The sequence below is a fragment of the Sphingomonas sp. Leaf357 genome (assembly GCF_001423845.1).
GTDB lineage: Bacteria > Pseudomonadota > Alphaproteobacteria > Sphingomonadales > Sphingomonadaceae > Sphingomonas.
Genome location: NZ_LMPM01000001.1, coordinates 1919881 through 1943106, shown reverse-complemented (window position 1 = coordinate 1943106; position 23226 = coordinate 1919881). Strand labels below are relative to the sequence as shown.

20 protein-coding genes and 1 tRNA gene are annotated in these 23226 nt (G+C 65.5%); 11 read left to right on the top strand and 10 right to left on the bottom strand.

Annotated elements, in window-relative coordinates; all coding sequences use genetic code 11:
* Positions 1-102 precede the first annotated feature (102 nt).
* Positions 103-1971 (bottom strand): translation elongation factor 4, encoded by a 1869-nt coding sequence (lepA, locus tag ASG11_RS09000; protein WP_055777974.1) that lies wholly within the window; start codon positions 1969-1971, stop codon positions 103-105.
* Between the two features lie 112 nt (positions 1972-2083).
* Between lepA and ASG11_RS08995 the strand changes: the two genes are divergently transcribed.
* The 3 genes from ASG11_RS08995 (at position 2084) to ASG11_RS08985 (ending at position 4006) form a co-directional block, all read left to right on the top strand.
* Complete coding sequence (locus tag ASG11_RS08995; protein WP_055777972.1) at positions 2084-3052, top strand: CsgG/HfaB family protein; 969 nt, start codon at positions 2084-2086, stop codon at positions 3050-3052.
* An 88-nt stretch (positions 3053-3140) separates the two neighbouring features.
* On the top strand, positions 3141-3677 hold the full coding sequence (locus tag ASG11_RS08990) for a redoxin domain-containing protein (RefSeq protein WP_055777969.1): 537 nt from the start codon (positions 3141-3143) through the stop codon (positions 3675-3677).
* 38 nt (positions 3678-3715) lie between these two features.
* Positions 3716-4006 carry a UvrB/UvrC motif-containing protein gene (locus ASG11_RS08985; protein ID WP_055777965.1) on the top strand — a complete coding sequence of 97 codons (291 nt, stop codon included), beginning with the start codon at positions 3716-3718 and terminating at the stop codon, positions 4004-4006.
* Here the strand turns inward: ASG11_RS08985 and ASG11_RS08980 are convergent.
* Positions 4003-4521 (bottom strand): AAA family ATPase, encoded by a 519-nt coding sequence (locus tag ASG11_RS08980; protein ID WP_055777963.1) that lies wholly within the window; start codon positions 4519-4521, stop codon positions 4003-4005. The genes ASG11_RS08985 and ASG11_RS08980 overlap by 4 nt on opposite strands.
* A complete protein-coding gene (gene pnuC / locus ASG11_RS08975; RefSeq protein ID WP_055777960.1) occupies positions 4518-5075 on the bottom strand; it encodes a nicotinamide riboside transporter PnuC in 558 nt (185 codons plus the stop codon). Before pnuC ends, ASG11_RS08980 begins: the two co-directional genes overlap by 4 nt.
* Before the next feature lie 113 nt (positions 5076-5188).
* On the opposite strand from pnuC, the gene ASG11_RS08970 reads away from it, so the two are divergent.
* Positions 5189-6490: an FAD-dependent oxidoreductase gene (locus ASG11_RS08970; protein WP_055777957.1), complete on the top strand. Its 1302-nt coding sequence runs from the start codon at positions 5189-5191 to the stop codon at positions 6488-6490.
* A 43-nt stretch (positions 6491-6533) separates the two neighbouring features.
* On the opposite strand, the gene ASG11_RS08965 is transcribed toward ASG11_RS08970, so the two are convergent.
* Positions 6534-6610 (bottom strand) — tRNA-Pro (locus ASG11_RS08965).
* Positions 6611-6778: 168 nt separating this feature from the next.
* Here ASG11_RS08965 and dinB point away from each other — a divergent pair.
* A complete protein-coding gene (dinB, locus tag ASG11_RS08960) occupies positions 6779-7861 on the top strand; it encodes a DNA polymerase IV (protein WP_055777954.1) in 1083 nt (360 codons plus the stop codon).
* A gap of 27 nt (positions 7862-7888) precedes the next feature.
* Here the strand turns inward: dinB and ASG11_RS08955 are convergent, their stop codons facing one another.
* The 4 genes from ASG11_RS08955 to ASG11_RS08940 form a co-directional block, all read right to left on the bottom strand.
* Positions 7889-8788 carry an ROK family protein gene (locus ASG11_RS08955; RefSeq protein WP_236697436.1) on the bottom strand — a complete coding sequence of 300 codons (900 nt, stop codon included), beginning with the start codon at positions 8786-8788 and terminating at the stop codon, positions 7889-7891.
* Positions 8785-10014: an NAD(P)/FAD-dependent oxidoreductase gene (locus tag ASG11_RS08950; RefSeq protein ID WP_055777951.1), complete on the bottom strand. Its 1230-nt coding sequence runs from the start codon at positions 10012-10014 to the stop codon at positions 8785-8787. Before ASG11_RS08950 ends, ASG11_RS08955 begins: the two co-directional genes overlap by 4 nt.
* 4 nt (positions 10015-10018) lie before the next feature.
* Complete coding sequence (gene fghA / locus ASG11_RS08945; RefSeq protein ID WP_055777948.1) at positions 10019-10861, bottom strand: S-formylglutathione hydrolase; 843 nt, start codon at positions 10859-10861, stop codon at positions 10019-10021.
* Between the two features lie 77 nt (positions 10862-10938).
* Positions 10939-12108 (bottom strand): nucleotidyltransferase family protein, encoded by a 1170-nt coding sequence (locus ASG11_RS08940; protein WP_055777945.1) that lies wholly within the window; start codon positions 12106-12108, stop codon positions 10939-10941.
* Between the two features lie 163 nt (positions 12109-12271).
* Here ASG11_RS08940 and ASG11_RS08935 point away from each other — a divergent pair, with 163 nt between their 5' ends.
* From ASG11_RS08935 to ASG11_RS08910, 6 genes are all read left to right on the top strand, one after another.
* Positions 12272-13543: a nucleotide sugar dehydrogenase gene (locus tag ASG11_RS08935; protein ID WP_055777942.1), complete on the top strand. Its 1272-nt coding sequence runs from the start codon at positions 12272-12274 to the stop codon at positions 13541-13543.
* 71 nt (positions 13544-13614) lie between these two features.
* A complete protein-coding gene (locus ASG11_RS08930; protein WP_055777939.1) occupies positions 13615-14382 on the top strand; it encodes a metallophosphoesterase in 768 nt (255 codons plus the stop codon).
* A 134-nt stretch (positions 14383-14516) separates the two neighbouring features.
* Positions 14517-15167, top strand: a complete 651-nt coding sequence (locus ASG11_RS08925) for a polysaccharide biosynthesis/export family protein (RefSeq protein ID WP_236697435.1) — start codon at positions 14517-14519, stop codon at positions 15165-15167.
* A 38-nt stretch (positions 15168-15205) separates the two neighbouring features.
* Positions 15206-17443, top strand: a complete 2238-nt coding sequence (locus ASG11_RS08920) for a GumC family protein (RefSeq protein WP_055777938.1) — start codon at positions 15206-15208, stop codon at positions 17441-17443.
* On the top strand, positions 17433-18662 hold the full coding sequence (locus ASG11_RS08915) for a tetratricopeptide repeat protein (RefSeq protein ID WP_055777936.1): 1230 nt from the start codon (positions 17433-17435) through the stop codon (positions 18660-18662). The genes ASG11_RS08920 and ASG11_RS08915 overlap by 11 nt, the downstream gene beginning before the upstream one ends.
* Positions 18659-20008, top strand: a complete 1350-nt coding sequence (locus ASG11_RS08910) for an O-antigen ligase family protein (protein WP_055777933.1) — start codon at positions 18659-18661, stop codon at positions 20006-20008. Before ASG11_RS08915 ends, ASG11_RS08910 begins: the two co-directional genes overlap by 4 nt.
* A 1-nt stretch (position 20009) precedes the next feature.
* Here ASG11_RS08910 and ASG11_RS08905 read toward each other — a convergent pair whose 3' ends face one another.
* Together ASG11_RS08905 and asnB are read right to left on the bottom strand one after the other, a co-directional pair.
* The gene (locus tag ASG11_RS08905) at positions 20010-21125 is read right to left on the bottom strand and encodes a glycosyltransferase family 4 protein (protein ID WP_055777929.1); all 1116 of its coding nucleotides are present in this window, start codon (positions 21123-21125) and stop codon (positions 20010-20012) included.
* Positions 21118-23100 carry an asparagine synthase (glutamine-hydrolyzing) gene (asnB, locus tag ASG11_RS08900; RefSeq protein WP_055777927.1) on the bottom strand — a complete coding sequence of 661 codons (1983 nt, stop codon included), beginning with the start codon at positions 23098-23100 and terminating at the stop codon, positions 21118-21120. Before asnB ends, ASG11_RS08905 begins: the two co-directional genes overlap by 8 nt.
* Positions 23101-23226 lie beyond the last annotated feature (126 nt).

Below are 23226 nucleotides of genomic sequence, written 5' to 3'. Positions count from 1 at the left end.
GGCAAAGCCGCGTCGTCGGACGGTGCGGTCGAGGACTGGTTCGACCGAACCGCCGGCCGGCATTCGGCTAGTCCGCGGCCAAGCTTCGCTCAGCCCCGGGCCTCATGCATCATCGCCCATCCTGAGCGCGGCGATGAACGCCTCCTGCGGGATGCTGACGCTGCCATATTCGCGCATCTTCAGCTTGCCCTTCTTCTGCTTGTCGAGCAGCTTGCGCTTGCGGCTGGCGTCGCCGCCATAGCATTTCGCGGTCACGTCCTTGCGCATCGCGCTGATCGTCTCGCGCGCGATCACCTTGCCGCCGATCGCCGCCTGGATCGGGATCTTGAACAGGTGGCGCGGGATCAGTTCCTTCAGCCGTTCGACCATGCCGCGCCCGCGCACCTCGGCGGTGCCGCGATGGACGATCATCGACAGCGCATCGACCGGCTCCTCGTTGACGAGGATGCTCATCTTGACGAGATCGCCTTCGCGGTAGCCAATCTGGTTGTAGTCGAAGCTGGCATAGCCCTTCGACAGCGACTTCAGGCGATCGTAGAAATCGAACACCACTTCGTTGAGCGGCAGTTCGTACGTCGCCTGGGCACGGCCGCCGACATAGGTGAGGTTCTTCTGGACGCCGCGGCGATCCTGGCACAGCTTCAGGATCGAGCCGAGATATTCGTCGGGCACATAGATGACCGCCTCGATCCACGGCTCGCTGATCATCGCGATCTTGTTGGGCTCGGGCATGTCGGCGGGGTTGTGCAGCTCGATATGCGTCGTGCCGGCGGGATCGGGGTGGGTCAGCTCGATCTCGTAGACCACGGACGGCGCCGTCGTGATCAGGTCGAGATCATATTCGCGCGTCAGCCTCTCCTGGATGATCTCGAGATGCAGCAGGCCGAGGAAGCCGCAACGGAAGCCGAAGCCCAAGGCCGCGCTGGTCTCCATCTCGAACGAAAAGCTCGCATCGTTCAGGCGCAGCTTCGAGATGCTCTCACGCAGTTTCTCGAAGTCGTTGGCATCGACCGGGAACAGCCCGCAGAACACCACCGGCTGCACTTCCTTGAAGCCCGGCAGCGGTTCGGCGGCCGGACGCTTCACGTCGGTGATCGTGTCGCCGACGCGGGTCTGCGCGACCTCCTTGATCTGCGCGGTGATGAAGCCGATCTCGCCGACGCCGAGATCGGTCAGCTGCTCGATGCGCGGGCGGAAGCAGCCGACGCGATCGATCAGGTGCTGCGTGCCGGTGGCCATGAACTTGATCAGCTGGCCCTTCTTCAAAGTGCCGGCCACGACGCGCACGAGAATAACGACGCCGAGATACGGATCGTACCAGCTGTCGACCAGCATGGCCTTGAGCGGCGCATCGGGATCGCCCTTCGGCGGGGGGATGCGCGTGACGACCGCCTCGAGCACCTCGCGGATGCCGATGCCCGACTTGGCCGACGTCAGCACCGCCTGGCTCGCATCGAGCCCGATCACTTCCTCGATCTCCGCCCGCACCTTCTCGGGATCGGCGGCGGGCAGATCGATCTTGTTGATGACCGGCACGATCTCGTGGTCATGCTCGATCGACTGATAGACGTTGGCGAGCGTCTGCGCCTCGACGCCCTGCGCCGCGTCCACCACCAGCAACGCGCCCTCGCACGCGGCCAGGCTGCGCGACACCTCGTACGCGAAGTCGACATGCCCCGGCGTGTCCATCAGGTTCAGCGTGTAGGTCTCGCCGTCATCCGCCTTGTAGGCGAGGCGCACGGTCTGCGCCTTGATCGTGATGCCGCGCTCCTTCTCGATGTCCATATTGTCGAGCACCTGCTCGGACATCTCACGCGCGGTCAGCCCGCCAGTTTCCTGAATCAGGCGGTCGGCAAGCGTCGACTTGCCATGGTCGATATGGGCGATGATGCTGAAATTGCGGATTTTATCGAGAGGGGTCACGTAATCGCCCGGGCTAGTGCGGATAGGAACAGGCGCGCGCCATAGCATTGCCGGGTGCGCCGCACAAAGGCACAAGCGCGCATGCCCGTTCCGCAACAATCTAGGCGGATCGGGAGAATTTTGATAAGAACTCGCAAGATCAAAAAACCGGGGGGTAAAGATGTTCAAGATCAAGTCTTTGACGACGAGCGCGGTGATTCTCGCGATGTTGCCGCAGGGTGTTTCGGCGCAGCGACTCGCCAAGCCGTCCGGTACGCAGAAGTTGCAGCAGGCGACGATGAACGACGTGCCGAAATGTGCGCGCAAGCATGGCACGATCTCGATCGTCGATGGCGACGATCCCCGCGGCTGGACGCAATATAGCCTCGCCGCGCCGTCGAAACTGCTCAAGGTGATGGTGCAGCGTTCGGGTTGCTTCAACCTCGTCGATCGCGGCAGCGGCCTACAGGCCGCGCAACTGGAGCGCGACATCGGCGGCAATCTCGGGCTGCAACGCCGGTCGAACGTGGGCCAGGGCCAGATCAAGGCGGCCGATTACGTGCTGCAGGCCGAAGTGCAGGCGGCGAACGGCAATGCCAGCGGCAGCGGAATCGGTGCCGGCATCGGCGGCGTGCTGGGCGGGCCGATCGGCGGGATCCTGGGCGGCATCCGCAGCAAGAAGATGGAAGCGAACGTGGTGCTGTCGATCACCAACGTGCGCACGACCGAGACCTTGGCGACCGAAGACGGGTATGCCGCAAAGAACAGCCTGAGCTTCGGCGGTGGCGGCGGCATGTTCGGCGGCGGCGTCGCGGGCGGCGTGGTCGGCGGCGGTTACGACAACACCGATATCGGCCGCATCGTGACGCTGGCGTTCATTCAATCCTACGCCAAGCTGGTCAACAGCCTGGGTTACGTCAATCCGGGCGACACCGGCACGGCGGAGGCGGCTCCGGCCAAGACCTTCACCGCGCAGGGCCCGGTAGCGATGCGCACCGCCGCGGCCACGACCGGCAAGGTCATGCGCACGCTGCCCGCCGGATCGATCCTGTATCCGACCGGGCAGAAAGCTGGCCTGTGGTGGGAGGTCGCCGACGAAAACGACAATGTCGGCTGGGTGCTGAACACGAAGCTCGCCCCGTCACAATAAGCGCGTCAGAATAAGGCCGGCGACACCCATATCGCTCCCGACGATTCCGCATTATGCAGGGGCTACATCCACCGGAGTGTAGCCCCTCATGCGTATCGCCCCTGCCCTGCTCGCCGTCACGGCCCTCTCGCTCGCCACGCCCGCGCTCGCCGCGCTGAAGGTGGGTGCCACCGCGCCCGACATCGTCACCAAGGCGGCGAAAGGCGGGAAGATGTACGATTTCTCCCTCAAATCAGCGCTAAAAAAAGGCCCGGTGGTCCTGTATTTCTTCCCCGCGGCCTTCACCTCGGGCTGCACCGCCGAAGCGCATGAGTTCGCCGAGGCGGCCGCCGAGTTCGAGAAGAACGGCGCGACGCTGATCGGGCTGACCGCCGGCAATGTCGAGCGGATCGCCGAATTCTCCAAGGTGGAATGCCGCGACAAATTTCCCGTCGGTGCGGCGACGCCGGCGGTGATCAGCGGCTATGACGTGGCGCTCGCCGCCAAGGCCGGCTGGACCGACCGGACGAGCTACGTGATCGCGCCGAACGGCAAGATCATCTTCACGCTCAGCCAGATGAACCCGGTCGGCCATGTGCAGGGCACGCTGGACGCGGTGAAGAAGTACAAGCTGGCGAAGAAGTAAGCCGCGCATCGTCCTGGCCGTCCGTGCGTTGGGTGCGGATGGCCGTGACGATCGAAGACTTGCGCCTTCAGATGGAGGCCGCCGCCGAGGCGCAGGATTTCGCGCTGGCCGCGTCTCTACGCGACCGCATCAGCATATTGCGTGGTCAATCCGCCGACGCCGACATGAATACGATCGACCCCAGCGGCCTTACCCGTCAGCAGCCCGGCAGCATGGGAATCGGCACCAGCCGCCAGCGCGTGACTCCGCCGCCGGGATGGAAACCGCCGCCCAAGCCGGACCTGATGACCAAAGGCACGTCCAGATCGAAGGCCCCGCGCAAGAACTAACCCAGCCCTGCCGCCTCCACCGCGGCCAGCGCATTGGCGAACCGTCCGTCACCCTGCCCGCCGACCAGCGCCCAGCGCACCCCGCGCCGCTCCAGTTCGGCTCTGGAGAGATCGAAGAAACGTTGCCGGTCCTCGACCGATCCGAACATCCGCGTTCCGTCTTCCACCCAGGGCAGATCGATATCGAGCAGCAGGTACAGGTCCGCGGTACCCTGCCAGGTATCGAACCACGGATCGCGGTGGCCGAACAGCATGTCGGCCCACACCGCGGTCATCAAAGGATCGGTATCGAGGATCAGCGGATCGATCCCGCCCGCCGCCAGCGCGCGCGTGATGCCGTCATGCGTCTCGGCGATGCGGACCAGATCGGCCATCGTGAAATCCAGCCCATTGGCCTCGGCGAAGGTGCGCCCATATTCGTCGACCACCGCGCCCCCCAATGCCCGCGCCAACCGCGGTGCGAGGGTGGATTTGCCGGTGCTCTCCGGGCCGTGCAGGCAGATCGTGCGGGTCATATGCGTTCCGATTTGCGCCAGTCGATCAAGCCCCAGACCGAGATCGCCAGCAACAGGATGTAGAGGATCGCCGTCGGCCACAGATCCTTGGCGACATACAGACAGACCGCGACGGCATCGACCGCGATCCACAAAATCCAGTTTTCGAGCTTCTGGCGCGAAAGCAGGATCTGCGCGGCCACGCTGGCCATCGCCACGCCGGCATCGACGAACGGATAGGAGGCGTCCGTGAAGCGGTGCATCAGGCCTCCCCAGACGAACGTGGCCACGAGGATCGCGGCAAGCCAAAGCATTCGCGCCGCTACGGTCAGCCGCCCGACCCGCACCTCGCCCGCCTCGGCAATGCCGCGCGCCCAATGTCGCCAGCCGTACAGATTCACGATCAGGAAGAATCCCTGCAGCAGCATGTCGCTGTACAGTTTCGCCTCGAAGAAGATCCAGCCGTAGATCGCGACCCCGGCAATGGCGAAGGCATAGTTCCACACGCTGCGCCGCGCGACGAGCACGACGTTCACGACGATCAGCAACGAGGCGAGGATTTCGACCAGGGACACTGCCCTTTGCCATAGCAGCGCATTCGTTAAGGTCGAGATGCCTCCCGGCGGAATTGGGAACTTCCCCTCTTCTCCGCGCGGTACTAGCATTACCGGCAAAACGGAGAGGCTTTATGCGCCATATCGCGATCATCGGCTCCGGCCCGGCAGGCTATTACACCGCCGAGGCATGTCAGAAGACCTTCGGCGACGACGTACGGGTCGACATCATCGATCGGATGCCAGTGCCGTTCGGGCTGATCCGCAGCGGCGTCGCGCCGGATCATCAGGCGATCAAGGGCGTCTCGCGACGCTACGAAGCCGTGGCGCTGACCGACAATGTCCGTTTCGTCGGCCATGTCTCGGTCGGGCAGGACATCAGCATCGCCGAACTGGGCGAACTCTACGACGCGGTCGTGCTGGCGACCGGCGCCCCGGCCGACCGACCGCTGGGCGTACCGGGCGACGACCTGCCGGGCGTGATCGGATCGGCGGCGTTCGTCGGCTGGTACAACGGGCATCCCGATTTCGCCGGACTGGCCCCGCCGCTCGACGGCCCCGGCGCGGTGGTGGTCGGCCACGGCAACGTCGCGCTCGACGTCGCCCGGATCCTCGCCAAGACCGGGGCGGAATTCGACGGATCGGACATCGTCAGCCACGCGCTGCAGGGCCTGGGACGACATCGGATCGATACCGTCACCCTGCTCGGCCGGCGCGGACCGCATCAGATCGCGATGACGCCCAAGGAACTCGGCGAACTCGGCGACCTAACCCGCGCCACCGCGGTGGTCGATACGGCCGACCTGCCCCCGCTCGCCGAGGATGCGACGCTCGATCCGGGCCAGCGCAAGGCGGTCGCCCATCTGCGCGCCTTCGCCGCGCACCCCGGCGACAAGCCGATCCGGGTCGTGTTCGATTTTTTCGCCATGCCGGTCGCGGTCGAAGGCGACGGCAAGGTCGAGCGCGTGATCGTGGAACGCACCGCGCTCGACAAGGACGGCCACGCGCACGGCACCGGGGAGACCTACGCGATCCCCGCCGGGCTGGTGGTGAGCTGCATCGGCTATCGTACGCCCCCGATCCCCGGCGTGCCGTACGACGAGGCGCTGGGGCGATTCGCGAACGTGGACGGCCGTATTGCGCCGGGCCTGTACGCGGTCGGCTGGGCCCGGCGCGGGCCGACGGGCACGATCGGCACTAACCGCCCGGACGGTTTCCGTATCGCCGAACAGATCGCCGCCGACCTGCCCGGAGACAGCGGCAAGCAGGGCCGCCCGGCGCTCGACGCGCTGCTGGCGGCGCGCAAGGTGGACGTCGTCACCTTCCGCGACTGGCAGAGAATCGAGGCGGCCGAAATCGCCGCCGCGCGCGACGGCGCGCCGCGCGAGAAATTCGTCGGCGTGGAGGAGATGATGGCGGCGCGAGACGGGGTGTGAGGCCGTTGCGGCCTGCGGATCGATATCGGTGATATCGCTGCAATGGTCGGGGCGATAGGATTCGAACCTACGACCCCTGGACCCCGAGACCAGTGCGCTACCAGACTGCGCCACGCCCCGACACATTGCAGGTCGGTGCGCCTAGCTGGCAGGCCCCCGGCGATCAAGTCAAAAGTGGCGACCGGGGCGAATTCGCTGCGCAGGATCGGCGGATTATGCCCGGAATCGCCAATCGAATGCGCCACATAGCTAGTCCCGGCCGGCGCGAACGGTTATGATGTTCTCGTAATGTCCTGCGAAGACACACCCCAGCGCAAGGTGATCCATATCGACATGGATGCCTTTTTCGCGAGCGTCGAACAGCGCGACGATCCCAGCTTGCGCGGCAAACCGGTCGCGGTCGGCGGATCGAAGGCGCGCGGCGTGGTGGCGGCGGCGAGTTACGAGGCGCGCACCTTCGGGGTGAAATCGGCGATGCCCTCGGTCACCGCGATCCGGCGCTGCCCCGATCTGGTGTTCGTGTCGCCGCGCTTCGATGTCTATCGCGAAGTGAGCCAGCAGATCCGGGCGATCTTCGCGGATTATACCGGCCTGATCGAACCGCTGTCGCTGGACGAAGCGTATCTCGACGTCACCGAGGATGTTCGCGGGCTCGGTTCGGCGCGGGCGATCGCGGAGGAGATCCGCGCGCGGATCAAGGCCGAGACCAGGCTCACCGCATCCGCGGGCGTGTCCTACAACAAGTTCATCGCCAAGCTGGCGTCGGACCAGAACAAGCCGGACGGCATTTGCGTCATCCCACCCTCCAAGGGCGCGGCGTTCGTCGCGAGCCTGCCGGTGCGACGCTTCCACGGCGTCGGCCCGGTGACGGCGGCGAAGATGGAGCGACTTGGCATCGTGACCGGGGCGGATTTGCGCGCACAGCCGATCGAGATGCTGCGCGCGAACTTCCGCAGCAGCGCGGACTATCTGTTCGCCGCCGCGCGCGGTGAGGATCATCGCCCGGTGCGGGTGCACCGGCAGACCAAGTCGGTCGGCGCGGAACGCACGTTCGACCAGGACTTCACCGAACGCGCCGACCTGATCGCCGCGCTGGAGCGCGTGGCGGAGGCGGCGTGGGTGCGGATCGACCGCAGCGGGGCGCAGGGCCGCACGGTCACGCTGAAGCTGCGCTTCACGGGCTTCCACACGATCACGCGGGCGCGCTCGTTTTCCGCGCCGGTGGCGGACCAGGCGGCGTTCCTCGCGGCGGGCGTCATGCTGCTGGACGCCCAGCTGCCGGTGCCGAACGGCGTGCGCCTGCTTGGGCTGACGCTATCGGGAATATTGGAGGACGAGGCGGAAGCGGAACAGGCGTTGCTGCTGCTTTGAGCCCCGCCCGCGAAGTGGGATTCGCAGCTAAAGAAGTGCGCGCTGCCCCAGGACGATCGCGCCGAGCGGACCGGCATTGTTGCCGAGTGCCGCCGCCACGACGAAGGCATCGACCGGCTGGATATCCCCGGTCGCGCCATAGCCGCCCAGGCTCTCCACCAGCCGCGTGCGGATCATCGGCAACAGATGCGGCATGCCGGTCATCACGCCGCCGCCCAGGACGATGCGACGCGGAATACCGGTCAGCACCAGCGTGTGGAGCAATTGCGCGAGCGTGTGTGTGACATTGTCCCAGGCGGGATGATCCAGCGCCAGATCCGGCGCGCGGGTGCCGGTGCGGGCCTGAATCGCCGGGCCGGACGCCATGCCCTCCACGCAATCGCCGTGAAAGGTGCAGATGCCGGGCCACGCGTCGCCCGGCAGCCGCGAGGTGCGGACATGGCCGAGTTCGGGATGAGTCATGCCGCTGGTCGGTTCGCCATGCATGACGAGGCCGACTCCGACGCCCGTGCCGACGGTGATGTAGGCGTGATCGGCCAGCCCCTGCGCCGCGCCCCACTTTCCCTCGCCGAGCGCCGCGCCGGCCACGTCGCTGTTGAACCCGGTCGGCACGCCGGCCCGTGCCGCCAGCCGCCGGGCGACGTCGGTGTTCGTCCAGCCGGCCTTGGTCGTCGCGGTTATGAAGCCGTAATTGGCCGCCTGCGGGTCGATCGAGACCGGCCCGAAACTGGCGATGCCGAGCGCCTCGTAGCCGGTCCAGCGATCCAGCACCGCCTCGATCGCCGAGAGGGTTTCCTCCGGCGTGGTCGTCGGGATGCGGATTTCCTCGCGGATATCGTCCGGCCCGGTCGCCAGGATGCAATTGCACTTGGTGCCGCCGAGTTCGACGCCAGCGATAAGGGGACCAGCAATCAGGGGGGCGGTCATGCGAGTTCCTTGAGCACCTGTTCGGGATCGGCGAGTCGCGCGGGATCGGGCGACGATCCGGCCAGCACCAGCGCCCGGCCCTGCACGTAATCCCGCGTCGCGTTGACGCAATCGAGCGCGATGACCTTGCCGCCGCGCAGATAGATCAGCGAGAAACTGCGCGCTGCGGGATCGCCGCGCAGCACGGTCGAATCATAGCCGATCGACAGGCCGACGGTCTGCAGTTTCAGATCGTATTGATTGGACCAGAACCACGGCACCGCGTGATACGGCTGAGCTTCGGCATCACCAGCGGTGATGAACTTGGCGACGCAGGTGGCCTGATCGTTGGCGTTCTGAACCGATTCGAGCCGGATCGGCGCGCCATCGGCAAAGTCGTTGGCATGCATCGCGCAATCGCCGACCGCGAACACGTCCCGCAGGCTGGTGCGGCAATGGCGATCGACGTTGACGCCATTGCCGCCTTCGGCACCGGCGGCGATCAGCGCGGCGACTTCGGGGATGATGCCGATGCCGACGATGACCATATCGGCGGGCACGACCTCGTCGTCGGACAGTCGCACACCGGTGACCTTATCGCCCTCACCCTCGATGCTCGCGACCATCACGCCGAGCCGCACCACGACGCCGTGCGCACGATGTTCGCCCTCGTAGAAGCGAGACAACTGCTCCCCGGCGACGCGCGCGAGAACGCGGTCCTGCGCCTCCAGCACGGTGACGTGCTTGCCCAGCTTGGTCAGCACTGCCGCCGCTTCCAGCCCGATATAGCCACCGCCGATCACGACGACACGCTTGGTGGTGGCCAGTTCGCCCATCAATCTGTCCACATCGGCGCGCGTGCGCACGCCGTGGACACCGGCGTAATCATGGCCCGAACAGGTCATCGGGCGCGGGGATCCGCCGCCGGCCCAAATCAGATGGCCATAGCCGATCGCGGTTTCGCCGACCGACACGGTGTGCGCCTGCGGATCGACCGCCGTCACCCGCTGCCCGAGCAGCATCTCGACATCGCGCTCGACCCAGAAGGCCGGCGGGCGGATCAGCAGGCGTTCGAAAGTCTTTTCGCCCGACAGATAGTCCTTCGACAGCGGCGGGCGTTCATAGGGCAGTTCCGGCTCGTCGCCGATCATCGCGACCGTTCCGGCGAACTTGGCCTGACGCAACGCGATCGCAGCCTGCGCGCCGGCATGGCCCGCGCCGACGATCACCACATCGTAATGCTGCATCCGCCTATCCGCCCTTCAGCCGCTCCGCGTGCCACTTGACGTGATCCGCCATGAACGTCGAGATGAAATAATAGCTGTGATCGTAGCCCGGCTGCATCCTGAGCGTCAGATCGATCCCGGCAGCGTCGCAGGCTGCGCGCAGCAATTCCGGCTTGAGCTGGTCGGTCAGGAACTGATCGGCATCGCCCTGATCGACCAGCAGTTGGGGCACGCGCGCGCCATCCTCGATCAGCGCGCAGGCATCGTAAGCACGCCAGGCGTGGCGATCCGGCCCGAGATACCCGCCCAGCGCCTTCTCGCCCCACGGGCAATTCAGCGGCGAGACGATCGGCGCGAAGGCGGAAACGCTCCTGAAGCGTTCAGGATTGCGCAGCGCGATCGTCAACGCGCCGTGCCCGCCCATAGAATGGCCGGTGATGCCCTGGCGATTCATGTCGGCCATGGGAAATTCCGCCGCGATCAACGCCGGCAATTCGTCCTCGATATAGCGCCGCATGTTGAAGTTCGCCGACCACGGTGCCTCGGTCGCATCGACATAGAAGCCGGCGCCCTGGCCGAAATCGTACTCCTTGTCGTCCGGCACATCGTCACCGCGCGGTGACGTATCGGGCGCGACGAAGATCACCCCAGCCTCGGCGCAGGCGCTACGATACTCGCCCTTGTCGGTAACGTTGACATGCGTGCAGGTCAGGCCCGAGAGATACCACAGTACCGGCAGACGAGCGCATTCGGCATGCGGCGGGACATAGACCGAGAAGGTCATGTCCGTGCCGGTGGCCTCGGATGCGTGGCGATATACGCCCTGCATGCCGCCGAACGCGATCTGTGGATCGGAGACCGCCTTCATCGCCGTAACACTCTCATCTACCGTCCTCGCCGCAGCATCGATTCATGGCGACGACCTCGTTCGGCGCGCCGGCGAAGTCAATTGCTGCTCGATCCGCGCGTCCAGCGATCGCGCAGCAGCATCACCGGTCGCAACGGCAGGCGCAGCCAGCCGAAGCCCCGAGGCAGCGCCGTCGCATCGAAGTCACGCGGGGCCAGGAGAAGCAGGCGCAGCAGATCGCGGCGATATCGCCAGTTGCGTGCCATGCCGAACTGGACGGGCAGCTTGCGCAGGATCCAGCCGACGGGCGGCGCGGATGCATAATCGGCGGGCGCGGCGAGCGCCGCTTCGGACAGTCGCACGATCGCGCGGCTGGTGCGAGACGTCCGGATCGGCGTGGCGACCTTCAGTCCGAAGACCCGGTCGACGAGCGTCAGCGCACTGGTGACGACCGCCTCGGCCCCGCTGGCGCGCGCGGCGGCGATCGCGGCTCGCACGACCGAGGGACCGTCCGCCGATCCCGACAGCGTCGCGATCCGCGCGATATCCTCGAGCCATTTGAGCCGGAACCAGAGGTGCTGCGCGCCGTGCGCGCACAGATACAGCAGGGTATCGACGATCGAGAGCGCCGGGACCGCGACAGTGCCGAGCCACACCGTTTCGCGGCGCGCCCACACGGCTTCGAACGCCAGCGGCAACAGCGCGTCGACGTCGAGCAGGCGCGTATGCACCTCCACCTCGATACCATGGCCAACAAAGGTGCGGTGCTTGTTGGCGAATTGCTCGCCCGCTTCGGCATGACCGGAGGATTCGGCAAAACCCATCGTCTCGAGCGCAGTCGCGGCCCGCGCGATCGTCGCGGGATCAACGAGCAGATCGATATCCTTGCTGTCGCGCGCGCCGATATCGCCGTAGATCTGCTGCGCCAGGACCGGGCCCTTGATCCCGAAATGGCGGATGCCCGCCGCCGACAGCATCGTCGATATCGCCGCCATGCGTTCGGTGCGGTGCAATGCCGCGACGCTGCGCGCCCGGGCCCGTTTTGACAACCAGCCAGCGACGGCGGGATCGTACGGGCGCAACGCCGTGGCGAGCGCGGCGGTCGCTCGTGTCGCGATGCGGTGGCGTCGCACCAGCGCGGGGATCGCGGCCGGATCGTCCGGCACCGCGCCGCCGATCGGCGTATCGGTGGCGACCGCGCCACACAGATCGGCGAGATAGCGAAAGGTGCGCGCTTCGGCTCGGTCGGGATCGGATACACCAAGCATCGCGCGATCATGTGATGACGCGCCGCGCCGCGCAAGCACAACACGGCGCGAAAATGCCGGTCGGCGCGTGGGGCGAGACCCCGGTCGCGCTCTCGCACCGCTTGCCGTGTGGCGCTTTGCCGGTAAAGAAGCCCGCAATTGGATCAGGTTAAGGAAGTCGGCAATGGCCGCAGATACGAATGTCGTGGTGGTCGGGCTGGGTTATGTCGGCTTGCCGCTGGCCGTGGCGCTGGCGAAATCCTTCACGACCTGGGGACTGGACGTCGACACCGGGCGCATCGCCGAATTGCAGGACGGGCACGATCGCACGGGAGAGATCGATGACGATCGCCTTGCCGCCTCCAGCCTGCAATTGACGACCGACCCCGCCGCCTGTCCGGAGGCCGATTTCTATATCGTCACCGTGCCGACGCCGGTCGACGCCAACAACACGCCCGATCTGTCGATCGTGATGGCCGCGACGCGCACCGTGGGCGGGATGCTGAAGGCCGGGCGGCGGCCGATCGTCGTCTATGAAAGCACCGTCTATCCCGGCGTGACCGAGGATATGTGCGGGCCGGAACTGGAACGCGTCAGCGGACTGGTGTGCGGCGAGGACTTCTTTCTCGGGTATTCGCCGGAGCGGATCAATCCGGGCGACCGCGAACATACCGTCGATCGCATCATCAAGGTGGTATCCGGGCAGACGCACGAAATCCTCGATCAGGTCGCCGAACTCTACGGGCGCGTGACGACCGGCGGCGTGTTCCGCGCGGCCTCGATCAAGGCGGCGGAAGCGGCGAAGGTGATCGAGAATGCGCAGCGCGACATCAACATCGCCTTCGTCAACGAGATCACGCAGATCTTCGCGAAGATGAATCTGTCGGTCTACGACGTACTGGCCGCGGCGGGGACGAAGTGGAACTTCCTGAAGTTCGAACCCGGCATGGTCGGCGGCCACTGCATCGGCGTCGATCCCTATTACCTCGCGCACCGGGCGACCGAGCTGGGCTGCGATCCGCGCATCATCCTGGCCGGGCGCGACACCAATGACGGGATGGCCGATTGGGTCGCCGGGCAGGTGCACGACTGGAACGGCGGCAAGGTCGCGAAGGTGCTCGTCCTTGGGCTGGCCTTCAAACAGGACGTGCCCGATCTGCGCAATTCGAAGGTCGCCGATCTGGTCGCCGCGTTCGAGGCACGGGGCCATGCCGTCGAAGTCCACGATCCGCTCGTCTCCGCGCCCGAAGCGCTGCACGAATATGCCATCCCGCTGGTCGATGCGCCGTCGGGGCCATATGATCTCGTCGTGCTGGCGGTGCCGCATCAGGCACTTCTGGCCGATTTCGGGCGCTTCGCCGCACTCGTCGCGCCGGGTGGCGGGATCGTCGACCTGAAGAACGCGCTCGCCGGATCGGCCCAGGTGCCGCACGACATGCGGCTATGGACGCTGTAACGATCGTGCTTACATTGCTGCGGACCGGCTAATCCCGCCGCCGCGGCACGCGCGTCATCATCGAGGTCCGTTTGTTCAAGAAACTGTTCCGTCGCATTTCCGAGAATATCGCCGCGTCCGAATTTTCCGGGCCGGACGGGCAGCGCGTCTATGCGATCGGCGATATCCACGGGCGGCTGGATCTGCTCGACGACCTGCTCGCGCGGATCGAGGACGACATCGTCGAACGTCCGTTGCCGACGATCGGGCTGTGTTTTCTGGGCGACCTGATCGATCGCGGACCGGATTCCGCCGGCGTGGTCGAACGGCTGTGTTCGCTCGGCAATTTCCCGGCCAAGACGCTGGGTCTGATGGGCAATCACGAGGAAATGCTGCTCCGTGTGCTGAACGCGGAACCCAACATCGCCTATGACTGGCTCGATTATGGCGGCGATGCCTGTGTCGAAAGTTACGGCGTCGCGCCCTCCGCGTTGCAGGCGATGAGCGAGGAGCGGATCGCCGAAATGCTGCGCGCGGCGATCCCGCCGGCGCATATCCGGTTTCTCGAAGATCTGGGCGATACGTTCAGCTTCGGCGACTATCTGTTCGTTCACGCCGGAATCCGCCCGGGTGTGAAGATCGAGGAACAACAGCCGCAGGACCTGCGCTGGATCCGCCAGCCATTCCTGTCCGACGGACACGATCATGGCTGCATGGTGATCCACGGCCATACGATCAGCGACGGCGTGGAACGGCGCGCGAACCGGATCGGCATCGATACCGGCGCCTATCGAACCGGAATACTGACTGCGGCCGTGATCGAGGGAGCGAACCTGACCTTCGTGGCAACCGGCGAATAGTCGCGCGGCTTGCGAGAAGACGCGGTTAATTGTAAGCGTTCGGCCCGCATCGGCTTGGATGCGATGGGATTGCAGGGCGATTTGGTATGACGTGTAGCGGATTGATAGGCCGACTCATGGTGGTTGGTCTGGCCATGCTGCTATCCGCGTGCGGGGGCAGCCGCGGTGGCGTAATTCCTTACAATGTCAGCAATTTCGGAACGCCGGATGCGCCCAAGGTGGCCGCGGCCGACGATACCTACAAGCTGGCACCGCTCGATACGATCACCGTCAGCGTGTTCCAGGTGGCGGACATCAGTCGCGATTACGCCGTCGACCAGAGCGGGCGCATCACGATGCCGCTGGTCGGGCGGCTCGACGCGGTCGGGCTGAGCACGGGCCAACTCGCCACGGCGATCGAACGCAAGCTGGGCGAGAAGTATCTGCGCAATCCGAACGTCACCGTCACGCTGAAGGATTCCGCGAGCCGCGTCGTCACGGTCGACGGATCGGTGCGCCAGCCCGGCATCTTCCCCGCCGTCGGCGCGCTCACGCTGTTGCAGGCCGTGGCACTGGCGCGCGGCACCGACGACCTCGCCAATCCCAAGCGCGTGGCGGTGTTCCGCACGATCGACGGCAAGCGCATGGCCGCCGCATTCGACCTAACGCGAATCCGCCGCGGGACCGAGGAAGATCCGCAGATCTATCCCGGCGATACCGTGGTGGTCGATGGATCCGGGGTGAAGAAGGCGCAGCGCGACATTCTGCAGGCGCTGCCGCTGACCACGCTTTTCCTGGCGCTCTGACGCCCTACTCCCGACACAGTTTCTAGGACTTCCGTTACATGGCAAGCAGCGGGCCGGCGGCCCCAACGAACCTCACGGTCACGCGCGAACAATCCCGCGACGTGGCCGTACCCTTTGCAGGTGCCGGGTATGGCGGCTACGGCACCGCCAAGAGCAGCCGCGAATTGTCGCTGGCGCTGTTGTGGCGCGTGCTGGTGGAATGGCGCTGGCTGATCCTCGCCGCGATCGGGATCGGACTGGCGGGCGCGGTGCTGGTCACGTTGCTGACACCGCTCAAATATCGCTCGGTCGCGACGATCGAACTGACCCCGCCCGAAATCGAGGTGATTTCGGGCGAAGGCAGCAAGGGTGGCCGCCAGACGTCGGCGATGCGCGACGTGAATTTCATCGGCACGCAATTGGGCCTGCTGAACAGTCAGGCGCTGGCCGAACGCGTGGCGCAGGATCTCAACCTCGCCAGCAATCCCAAGGTCGTCGGCAAGGGCACGGACCGCACGCAGAACACGAAGATCGCAGCGAGCGTCGTGCAGAGCGGCACGAAAGTGAAACTGCGCCCGCAAAGCCAGCTGGTCGACATAAGCTTCACCGCGCGCGATCCGCAACTCGCCTCGGTGATCGTCAACGGCATCACCGATGCCTATGTCTCGACCAATCTCGAACGGCGCTACGCCTCATCCTCCTATGCGCGCGAGTTCCTGCAGCGTCAGATCGTCAATACGCGGCGCGAATTGGAGAAATCCGAGCGCCAGCTGACGGCCTATGCCCAGCAGGAGGGGCTGATCACCACCGGCAGCAGCGACACCGGCGGCGACACCAACTCGCTGACGGGCAGCACGCTGGTGGCGCTCAACAATGCGCTGGGAGCGACCCAGGCTAAGCGGATCGCCGCCGAACAGCGCTATCGCGAGGCCGTGCTCGGCGGGGCTACTACCGAGGGAAGCGCCAATGCGGCACCGTTGCGCGCCCAGATCGCCGCGCTGGATGCCGAATATCAGCAGAAGCTCCAGACGTTCCGCCCGGAATATCCCGAAATGGTAGCGTTGCGCGCGCGGATCGATGCATTGCGCGCCTCCGTGACCAGTGAGACGCGGACCGCGAATAGCGATCGCGTCGGTTCGTTGCGGCAGGAATATCAGGCGGCGCAAGGCGAGGAAAACCGCCTACGCGCTCAGGTTGCCGGCCTGAGTTCGTCGGTGCTCGACCAGCGCGGACGCCGCATCCAATACACGATCCTGCAACGCGACGTGGACACCAACCGATCACTCTACGACGCCCTGCTGCAACGCTATAAGGAGATCGGCGTCGCCAGCGGCATCGGTACCGCGGTCGCCTCCGTAGTCGATCGCGGCCCCGTGCCGAGCGGCGCGTTCTCGCCCAACCTGTACCTCAACCTCGCCATCGGTGCGGGACTGGGCTTCATCCTCGGTATGCTCGCCGCGATCGCGCTCGAATTCATCAACGATACGATCAAGACACCCGACGACGTGCGCGACAAGATGCAGTTGCCGTTCCTCGGCGGAATCCCCAACGCCAAGCTGGCCAAGCCGATCGACGAGTTGAAGGACCCGCTGTCGCCGGTCACCGAGGCCTATCTGTCGACCGCGACGGCGTTGCAGTTCGTCGCCGAAGGTGGTGCGCCGAAAACGCTGTTGATGACCAGCACGCGACCGGCGGAGGGCAAATCGACGTCGGCCTGGGCGTTGGCGCAGAGCTTTACCCGTCTGGGCAAGACGGTGTTGCTGATCGACGCAGACATGCGCCGCCCCGCCTTCGTGACGGGCAAGGACGAGGTGGGCCTGTCGCACGTCCTGACGAACGGTTCGTCGCTCAGCGAACACGTTCTGCAGACCGAGGTCGAGGGGCTCTGGATCATGCCGGCCGGCACCGTGCCCCCGAGCCCGCCGGAATTGATCGCCTCGGCGCGGTTCGCATCGTTGCTCGCCGATGCGGCGGCGACGTTCGACCACGTCGTCATCGACGGCCCGCCGATCCTCGGCCTTGCCGATTCGCCTCTGCTCTCGACGATGGTGCAGGCGACATTGATGGTGGTCGAATCCGGCCGCACGCGCACCCGCGCGGTGGTCGAGGCGCAGAACCGGCTGCGGACCGCCGGTGCGCATGTGATCGGTGCTATCCTGACGCGCTACCAGGCGCAGGCTTCTTACGGGTACGGCTACGGATATGGCTATGGCCAGAACAAGGATCAGTATCGCTACGTCGCGGACAGCAACGACAAGAAGCGCCGGATCATGTTGACGACGAAAAATGGGGATTGAGCGATTGCTGAACTCGCGCGGGATCATTGTCGCGCTCGTATTGGCGATCGCCGCGGCTTGGGTCGGATATCTTTGCGTGCGGGCCGCCATCGTGCAGGCCGTGCCCGTTACGTCCGCCAGCGTGGCGCAGATCGCACCGCGAGATCCCGATGTGATCCTAGGGCCGGCAGTGACCGCGCTGGTCGAACAGCGCGGCATCCTCGACACCGCGACACTGAACGATGTTCGCCGTGCAGCGCAGCGCGCGCCCCTCGATGCCCGCCCGTTCCTGATCCTGGGCCATCAGCAATTGCTTGACGGGCAAGCCGACCGCGCGCTCGCCACGCTGGAGGCGGCACAGTTGCGCGATCCGCGCGACCGTGTCGTGCACCTGCTCCTGCTCGATCGCTATCTGCGCACCGGTCGCTACAGCGAGGCGGCGGCGCAATTCTCGGTTTCATCGAGGCTGGTCGGCCCGGCCCAGGGCGCGATCGCCAATGCGATGGCGCAGATGAGCCTGGCGCCGGAAACGCGCGACGCCGTCCGCCGCACGCTGGCCGCCGACCCGGCGCTGGAATCCGACGTTCTGGTCGCGTTGGCCAGGTCCGATGCCGCACCGACGACGATCTTCGCGCTGGCCAGCCCAGCCGCGCGGCGGGATGCCGGTGCCCCGCAAGGATGGGGCCCGGTGCTGGTCAACCGGTTGATCGACAAAGGCCACTATGCCGCGGCAAGATCGGTGTGGCAAAGAGTCTACGGCCTGTCCCCCCAACAGACCGCCACCCCGGTTTTCGATGCCAGCTTCCAGCAAGTACCCGGATCATCTCCTTTCAACTGGACTTTGGTCGCCAACAGCCTCGGTGCGGCAGATATCCGCGGCGGGACCTTGTCGATCAATTATTACGGCCGCGACAATGGCGATCTGGCGCAACAATTGCTCGTGCTGCGTCCTGGCCGATATCGCTTCACGATCACTGCGGAAGGGAGCAAGACCGGAACCGGGCCATCCCTGATCTGGTCGCTGCGCTGCAAGACCGGCGGCACGGGCGACCTGATGACGCTGCCCGTCGTTACGACGGGCGGGCCGCATCGCAACACCGCGGACTTCGTCGTTCCAGCCAATTGCCCGGCCCAGCAACTGACGCTATCCGGCGCGGCCGGTGAATTCCCCACGCCGATCAATCTGAGCCTGCGCGACCTCGACCTGCGCACTGTCGCTGCGGCGGGAGCCCCTAAATGAGCCGCCACGCAATCGTCCCGGCCTATCTGCTCGCCTGCCTTCTCCTTGGCGGTGCCAGCGCCGCGGGCTTCATCGCCAATCTGACGCTGCAGCTGATCGCATTGCCACTGATCGTCTGGTCGCTCTGGCATCTGATCGAGTCCGGCGTCTCTCCCCAAGTGCGCACCGCTCTGGCGCTCGGCGCGGCGTTGGTCGCGATCGCGCTGTTGCAACTAATTCCGCTGCCGCCCGCGATATGGACCCTGCTACCCGGGCGCGATGCCATTGCAAAAGGCTACGGCCTGATCGGGGTACCCCTGCCCTGGCTGCCTCTGACGCTGGCACCCGATCGGGCGCTGGCCAGCCTGTTATGGTTGCTGCCGGCATTCGCGACATTCCTCGGCATCATAATGATCGGAGCATTCCGCGCGCGAAGCATTGCAGGGGTAATCGTGCTGGTAACCCTGGCATCGATCGTTCTAGGCGCGCTGCAGGTGGTCGACGGATCGGAAAGCGCATATTTCTACGAGATCACCAATTTCGGCCTCGCCGTCGGCTTTTTCGCCAACAGCAACCACACTGCGACGCTGTTGCTGGTGTGTATTCCGTTTCTTGCCGCGCTGCAGACAAACCTGTTGAGCCGCGGTGCCAAATCGCGCAGCGCATCGGCGATCCGGCTGCTGACCGTCGCGATGTATATCCTGATTTTCGTAGGCCTGCTGCTTAACTCGTCGCTGGCCGGCATTGGGCTGAGCGTGCCCATCGCTCTGGGGACCTGGCTGGTGTTCGGGAAGCAGCGTCCGGTGCTGCGCAAGCCATTGGCGATCGTCACGATCGTCGCGACCGTCGCCACGATCGTGGCGATCGCGGTCGGACCGTTCGGCAACAATCTGTTCGGGCAGCAAAATGCGAACGTCGAGGCCTCTCGCCAGACGTCGTTCTCGCTGACATGGGAAGCAGCACGCGAGTTCTTCCCGATAGGATCGGGGATCGGCAGCTTCCAGTCGGTCTATCACATGCATGAAAAGCTGCCATCGGTCACATCGACGTTCATGAATCACGCCCACAGTGACTGGCTCGAACTGCTGCTCGAAACCGGGCTGCCGGGGATGGTATTGACCGTAGTTTTCCTGGCTTGGGTAGCGGTGCGCGCACGCGCGATCTGGCAGGCGGAAAGCCCTGATCATTTTGCGCAAGCGGCTATCATCGCGATCGTCGCGATGATGCTACACAGCCTCGTCGATTATCCGCTGCGTACCGCCGCGCTGTCCGCCGTATTCTCTGCATGCGTCGCGTTGATTACCGGTGCCCGCCCCTATGTGCGGCGGCAGCGGATCACCTCCTCGGCGCGCCACCTGAACCTGTAGATCAGAGCGACGTCGCGCGCCCGATCGCTTCGAGATAGCGCGCCTCGACCAGCGTCACGTCGAACTCCTGCTCGGCAATCTTCCGGCTGCGCGCGCCCATCGTGGCGCGGTCTGCCGGGGTCAGCGCGAGCATGGCGAGCATCGCTTCGGCAAGCGACGCCGCGTCACGCGCCCGGCACAGCAGCGCGTTGTCGCCATGCCGCGCGATCTCGGTACAACCAGGAACGTCGGTCGCGATCAGCGGGCGCCCCATCGCCGCCGCCTCGAGCAGCGAGCGCGGCATGCCTTCCCGGTAGGATGGCAGCACGACTGCCATGGCTCGCGCAAGATGCGGGCGGACATCGCTCGCCTCGCCCAAATAGTGCAGCACGCCTTCCCGCTCCCAGCACTCGACCATCTCGCGATCGATCGCGGTGCGATTCTGCACGTCTAGAAAGCCGAGCAGTTCGAAGCGGGCGTCCGGGCGCGCCTGCTGCACGATTCGCGCCGCATCGGCAAATTCGACCACGCCCTTGTCGCGCAATAGCCGCGCGACCATCAGGAAGGTTGGTACGGGTGCCTCCTCCGCCGGATCGGGTGCGAAGTGCGCGAGATCGATGCCCGAGCCCGGCAACAACGCGGTCTGCATCGACGAGACCAGATCCTGCGCGACGAACAGGTCGCGATCGTGCCGGTTCTGGAAGAACACCGTCGCCGAGCGCGATAAGGCTGCTCGGTACAAGCGCCGCACCAGTCGCGTGAGCAACCCCACCTTGATGAATGCAGTACCCAGACCCGAAATGTTGTTGATGACCGGAATGCCGAGCGCATGCGCGGCAAGTGACCCGTACACGTTGGGTTTTATCGTCCAGCCGAGATAGGCCGCCGGGCGCAAGCGTTTCAGGATACGATAATATTCTACCGTTAGCATGATATCCTGCAGCGGAGACAGACCCTTACTGTCAATCTCGATCGGAAAATAGCGGACGCCCATTGCCACCAAGGCGGCACTATACGCATCGCGCGGTGCCACCGCGACGACGTCGAAGCCCTCGTGCTGCAACCGTTCGATCAGGTTACGGCGGAAATTGAGGATATTCCAACTGGTGTTGATCGACAGAACGATGGTTTTAGGCATAGCTCGGTGCCGCACCGCCCTGACGCAGCCAGGCTTGAAACATCAATACCGCCCATAAAGCCGGGGTATCTTCCGCCATGCCGGCAAGATGCCGCTGCCAGCGCAACTGGATCGGGGCCGGATCTAGATACCCTTCCTGCAGCATGCGCACGGGATCGAGCAGGTCCTCCGCCCAGTCGCGCAACGGGCCGCGCAGCCATTGGCCGACAGGCATCGCGAAGCCCGCTTTGGGCCGTTCGAACATCGCTTTCGGAGCATGACGATACAGGACTTGGCGCAATACGTGCTTGGTGCTTCCGCCGACGATCTTGTGATCGATTGGCACACGTGCCGCGACGGTCGCGACGTGGTGATCGAGGAACGGCACGCGCGTCTCGAGACTGACCGACATCGCCGCGCGATCGACTTTGGCGAGAATATCGTCGGTCATATAGGTCGTCGCATCGGCATACATCATGCGCACCGCATCGGGTGCGACCCCGATATCCATATCAAGCGGCGTCCGGCGCCAACCGTCCGCGTCGAGCACCGGCGTCGCGCGCAAATGCCACTCGTCGAGCAATGAGGCGAAGACGTCGTCCAGCCCGCGCGCATCCGCCGCCGTGCGCAACGCCTTGCGCACCTTGCCGCCGAAGAAAGGCGGACGCCGCTTGCGCGCGGCGATCGACCCCAGCGTATTCCACGCCGCATCGGGAAGCCGCGCCCCCGCCCCCGCCGCGATCCGGCGTAGCGCGCGCGGCAACGGCGCGAGCGACCGCCACAGCCGCGGCGCGTGGAGATAGCGGTTATAGCCGCCGAACAATTCGTCGCCGCCATCGCCCGATAGTGCGACTGTCACATGCTGGCGCGCGAAAGCGCTGACGAGGTGTGTCGGCAAGGCGGAGGAATCCGCGAACGGTTCGCCATACATGCTAGGCAGGCGAGGAATGACCGCGATCGCATCCGCCGAACCGACATACATCTCGTGGTGTTCGGTGGCGAAATGCCGCGCAACCTCTCGGGCATAAACCGCTTCGTCGAAACCGGCTTCCTCGAACCCGATCGAGAAGGTGCGGATCGTGCCGCGCGAGGCCGCCTGGTACAATGCGACGACAGTGGAGGAATCGAAACCGCCCGACAGAAACGCGCCGACCGGAACATCGGCGATCGCCTGCCCGGCCACGGCCGTAGACATTGCCGCCTCAACCGCCTCGACCGCTTCGGCCTCGCTGGCGAAGGGCGTGTCGAGCCCGTCACGCACGACATCGCGATACGACCAGTAACGCTCCAGGGTCGCGCCATCTTGCATCCCTTCGGCGAACGGAACGCGGCGCGGCTGTGCCACCGCGTCCGGGGTTAGCGTAAGCACCATGGCGGGCGGCAGTTTGAAGATGCCCTGATAGATAGATTGTGGGCACGGAATGTAGGTCCGCGACAGCAAGGACGACAAGGCCGCGCGATCGACAGGATTGGCGAAACCGGGCACAGCGCGGATCGCGCCCAGTTCGGACGCGAAAGCGAAAATACCCCCTGCCCAGCCATAATATAAAGGCTTCTCGCCGAACCGGTCGCGCGCGAGCGTCAACGTACCGCTGTGCCGGTCCCACAGCGCGATCGCGAACATGCCCGTGGCGCGCTCGATCGCTCGGCGCACGCCCCACGCATCGATCGCGGCGAGCAACGTCTCGGTATCCGAGTGGCCGCGCCACACCGGCGCGGTGCCCGACGCCTCCAACTCGGCACGGATCGCGAGGTGATCGTAGATCTCGCCATTATAGACGAGTTCGTAGCGCCCCCCGGCCGACGCCATCGGCTGATGGCCGAGCGGCGAGAGATCCACGATCGACAAGCGCCGATGCAGCAAAGCGATACGACGATCGTCGGAGAACCAGGCCCCCGCATCATCCGGGCCACGATGCGCCAGCGTATCCCGCATCGCTACCGCCACCGGCGGATCGATCGGCTTGACGCCAATCGCGCCTGCGATGCCGCACATCGTCCTGCTACTCCCGAAACACCTAGAGTCGACGCGCTTACCGACCGTGACGGTGGTCGGCAACCTTCGGTTCGAAGAACCTGCTACCGGACGGTAGCTGGACACCTGACGGCTCACGTTTTAACT

Excerpts from the sequence above, each read along its gene's own strand:
- ASG11_RS08925 (WP_236697435.1), top strand. The coding sequence starts at position 14,517 with ATGCTGCTATCCGCGTGCGGGGGCAGCCGCGGTGGCGTAATTCCTTAC.
- ASG11_RS08985 (WP_055777965.1), top strand. The coding sequence starts at position 3,716 with ATGGCCGTGACGATCGAAGACTTGCGCCTTCAGATGGAGGCCGCCGCC.
- ASG11_RS08935 (WP_055777942.1), top strand. The coding sequence starts at position 12,272 with ATGGCCGCAGATACGAATGTCGTGGTGGTCGGGCTGGGTTATGTCGGC.
- ASG11_RS08955 (WP_236697436.1), bottom strand. The coding sequence starts at position 8,788 with ATGACCGCCCCCCTGATTGCTGGTCCCCTTATCGCTGGCGTCGAACTC.
- ASG11_RS08995 (WP_055777972.1), top strand. The coding sequence starts at position 2,084 with ATGTTCAAGATCAAGTCTTTGACGACGAGCGCGGTGATTCTCGCGATG.
- ASG11_RS08940 (WP_055777945.1), bottom strand. The coding sequence starts at position 12,108 with ATGCTTGGTGTATCCGATCCCGACCGAGCCGAAGCGCGCACCTTTCGC.
- fghA (WP_055777948.1), bottom strand. The coding sequence starts at position 10,861 with ATGAAGGCGGTCTCCGATCCACAGATCGCGTTCGGCGGCATGCAGGGC.
- ASG11_RS08905 (WP_055777929.1), bottom strand. The coding sequence starts at position 21,125 with ATGCCTAAAACCATCGTTCTGTCGATCAACACCAGTTGGAATATCCTC.
- ASG11_RS08990 (WP_055777969.1), top strand. The coding sequence starts at position 3,141 with ATGCGTATCGCCCCTGCCCTGCTCGCCGTCACGGCCCTCTCGCTCGCC.
- dinB (WP_055777954.1), top strand. The coding sequence starts at position 6,779 with ATGTCCTGCGAAGACACACCCCAGCGCAAGGTGATCCATATCGACATG.
- ASG11_RS08915 (WP_055777936.1), top strand. The coding sequence starts at position 17,433 with ATGGGGATTGAGCGATTGCTGAACTCGCGCGGGATCATTGTCGCGCTC.
- asnB (WP_055777927.1), bottom strand. The coding sequence starts at position 23,100 with ATGTGCGGCATCGCAGGCGCGATTGGCGTCAAGCCGATCGATCCGCCG.
- ASG11_RS08980 (WP_055777963.1), bottom strand. The coding sequence starts at position 4,521 with ATGACCCGCACGATCTGCCTGCACGGCCCGGAGAGCACCGGCAAATCC.
- ASG11_RS08910 (WP_055777933.1), top strand. The coding sequence starts at position 18,659 with ATGAGCCGCCACGCAATCGTCCCGGCCTATCTGCTCGCCTGCCTTCTC.
- ASG11_RS08950 (WP_055777951.1), bottom strand. The coding sequence starts at position 10,014 with ATGCAGCATTACGATGTGGTGATCGTCGGCGCGGGCCATGCCGGCGCG.
- ASG11_RS08970 (WP_055777957.1), top strand. The coding sequence starts at position 5,189 with ATGCGCCATATCGCGATCATCGGCTCCGGCCCGGCAGGCTATTACACC.
- lepA (WP_055777974.1), bottom strand. The coding sequence starts at position 1,971 with ATGCTATGGCGCGCGCCTGTTCCTATCCGCACTAGCCCGGGCGATTAC.
- ASG11_RS08920 (WP_055777938.1), top strand. The coding sequence starts at position 15,206 with ATGGCAAGCAGCGGGCCGGCGGCCCCAACGAACCTCACGGTCACGCGC.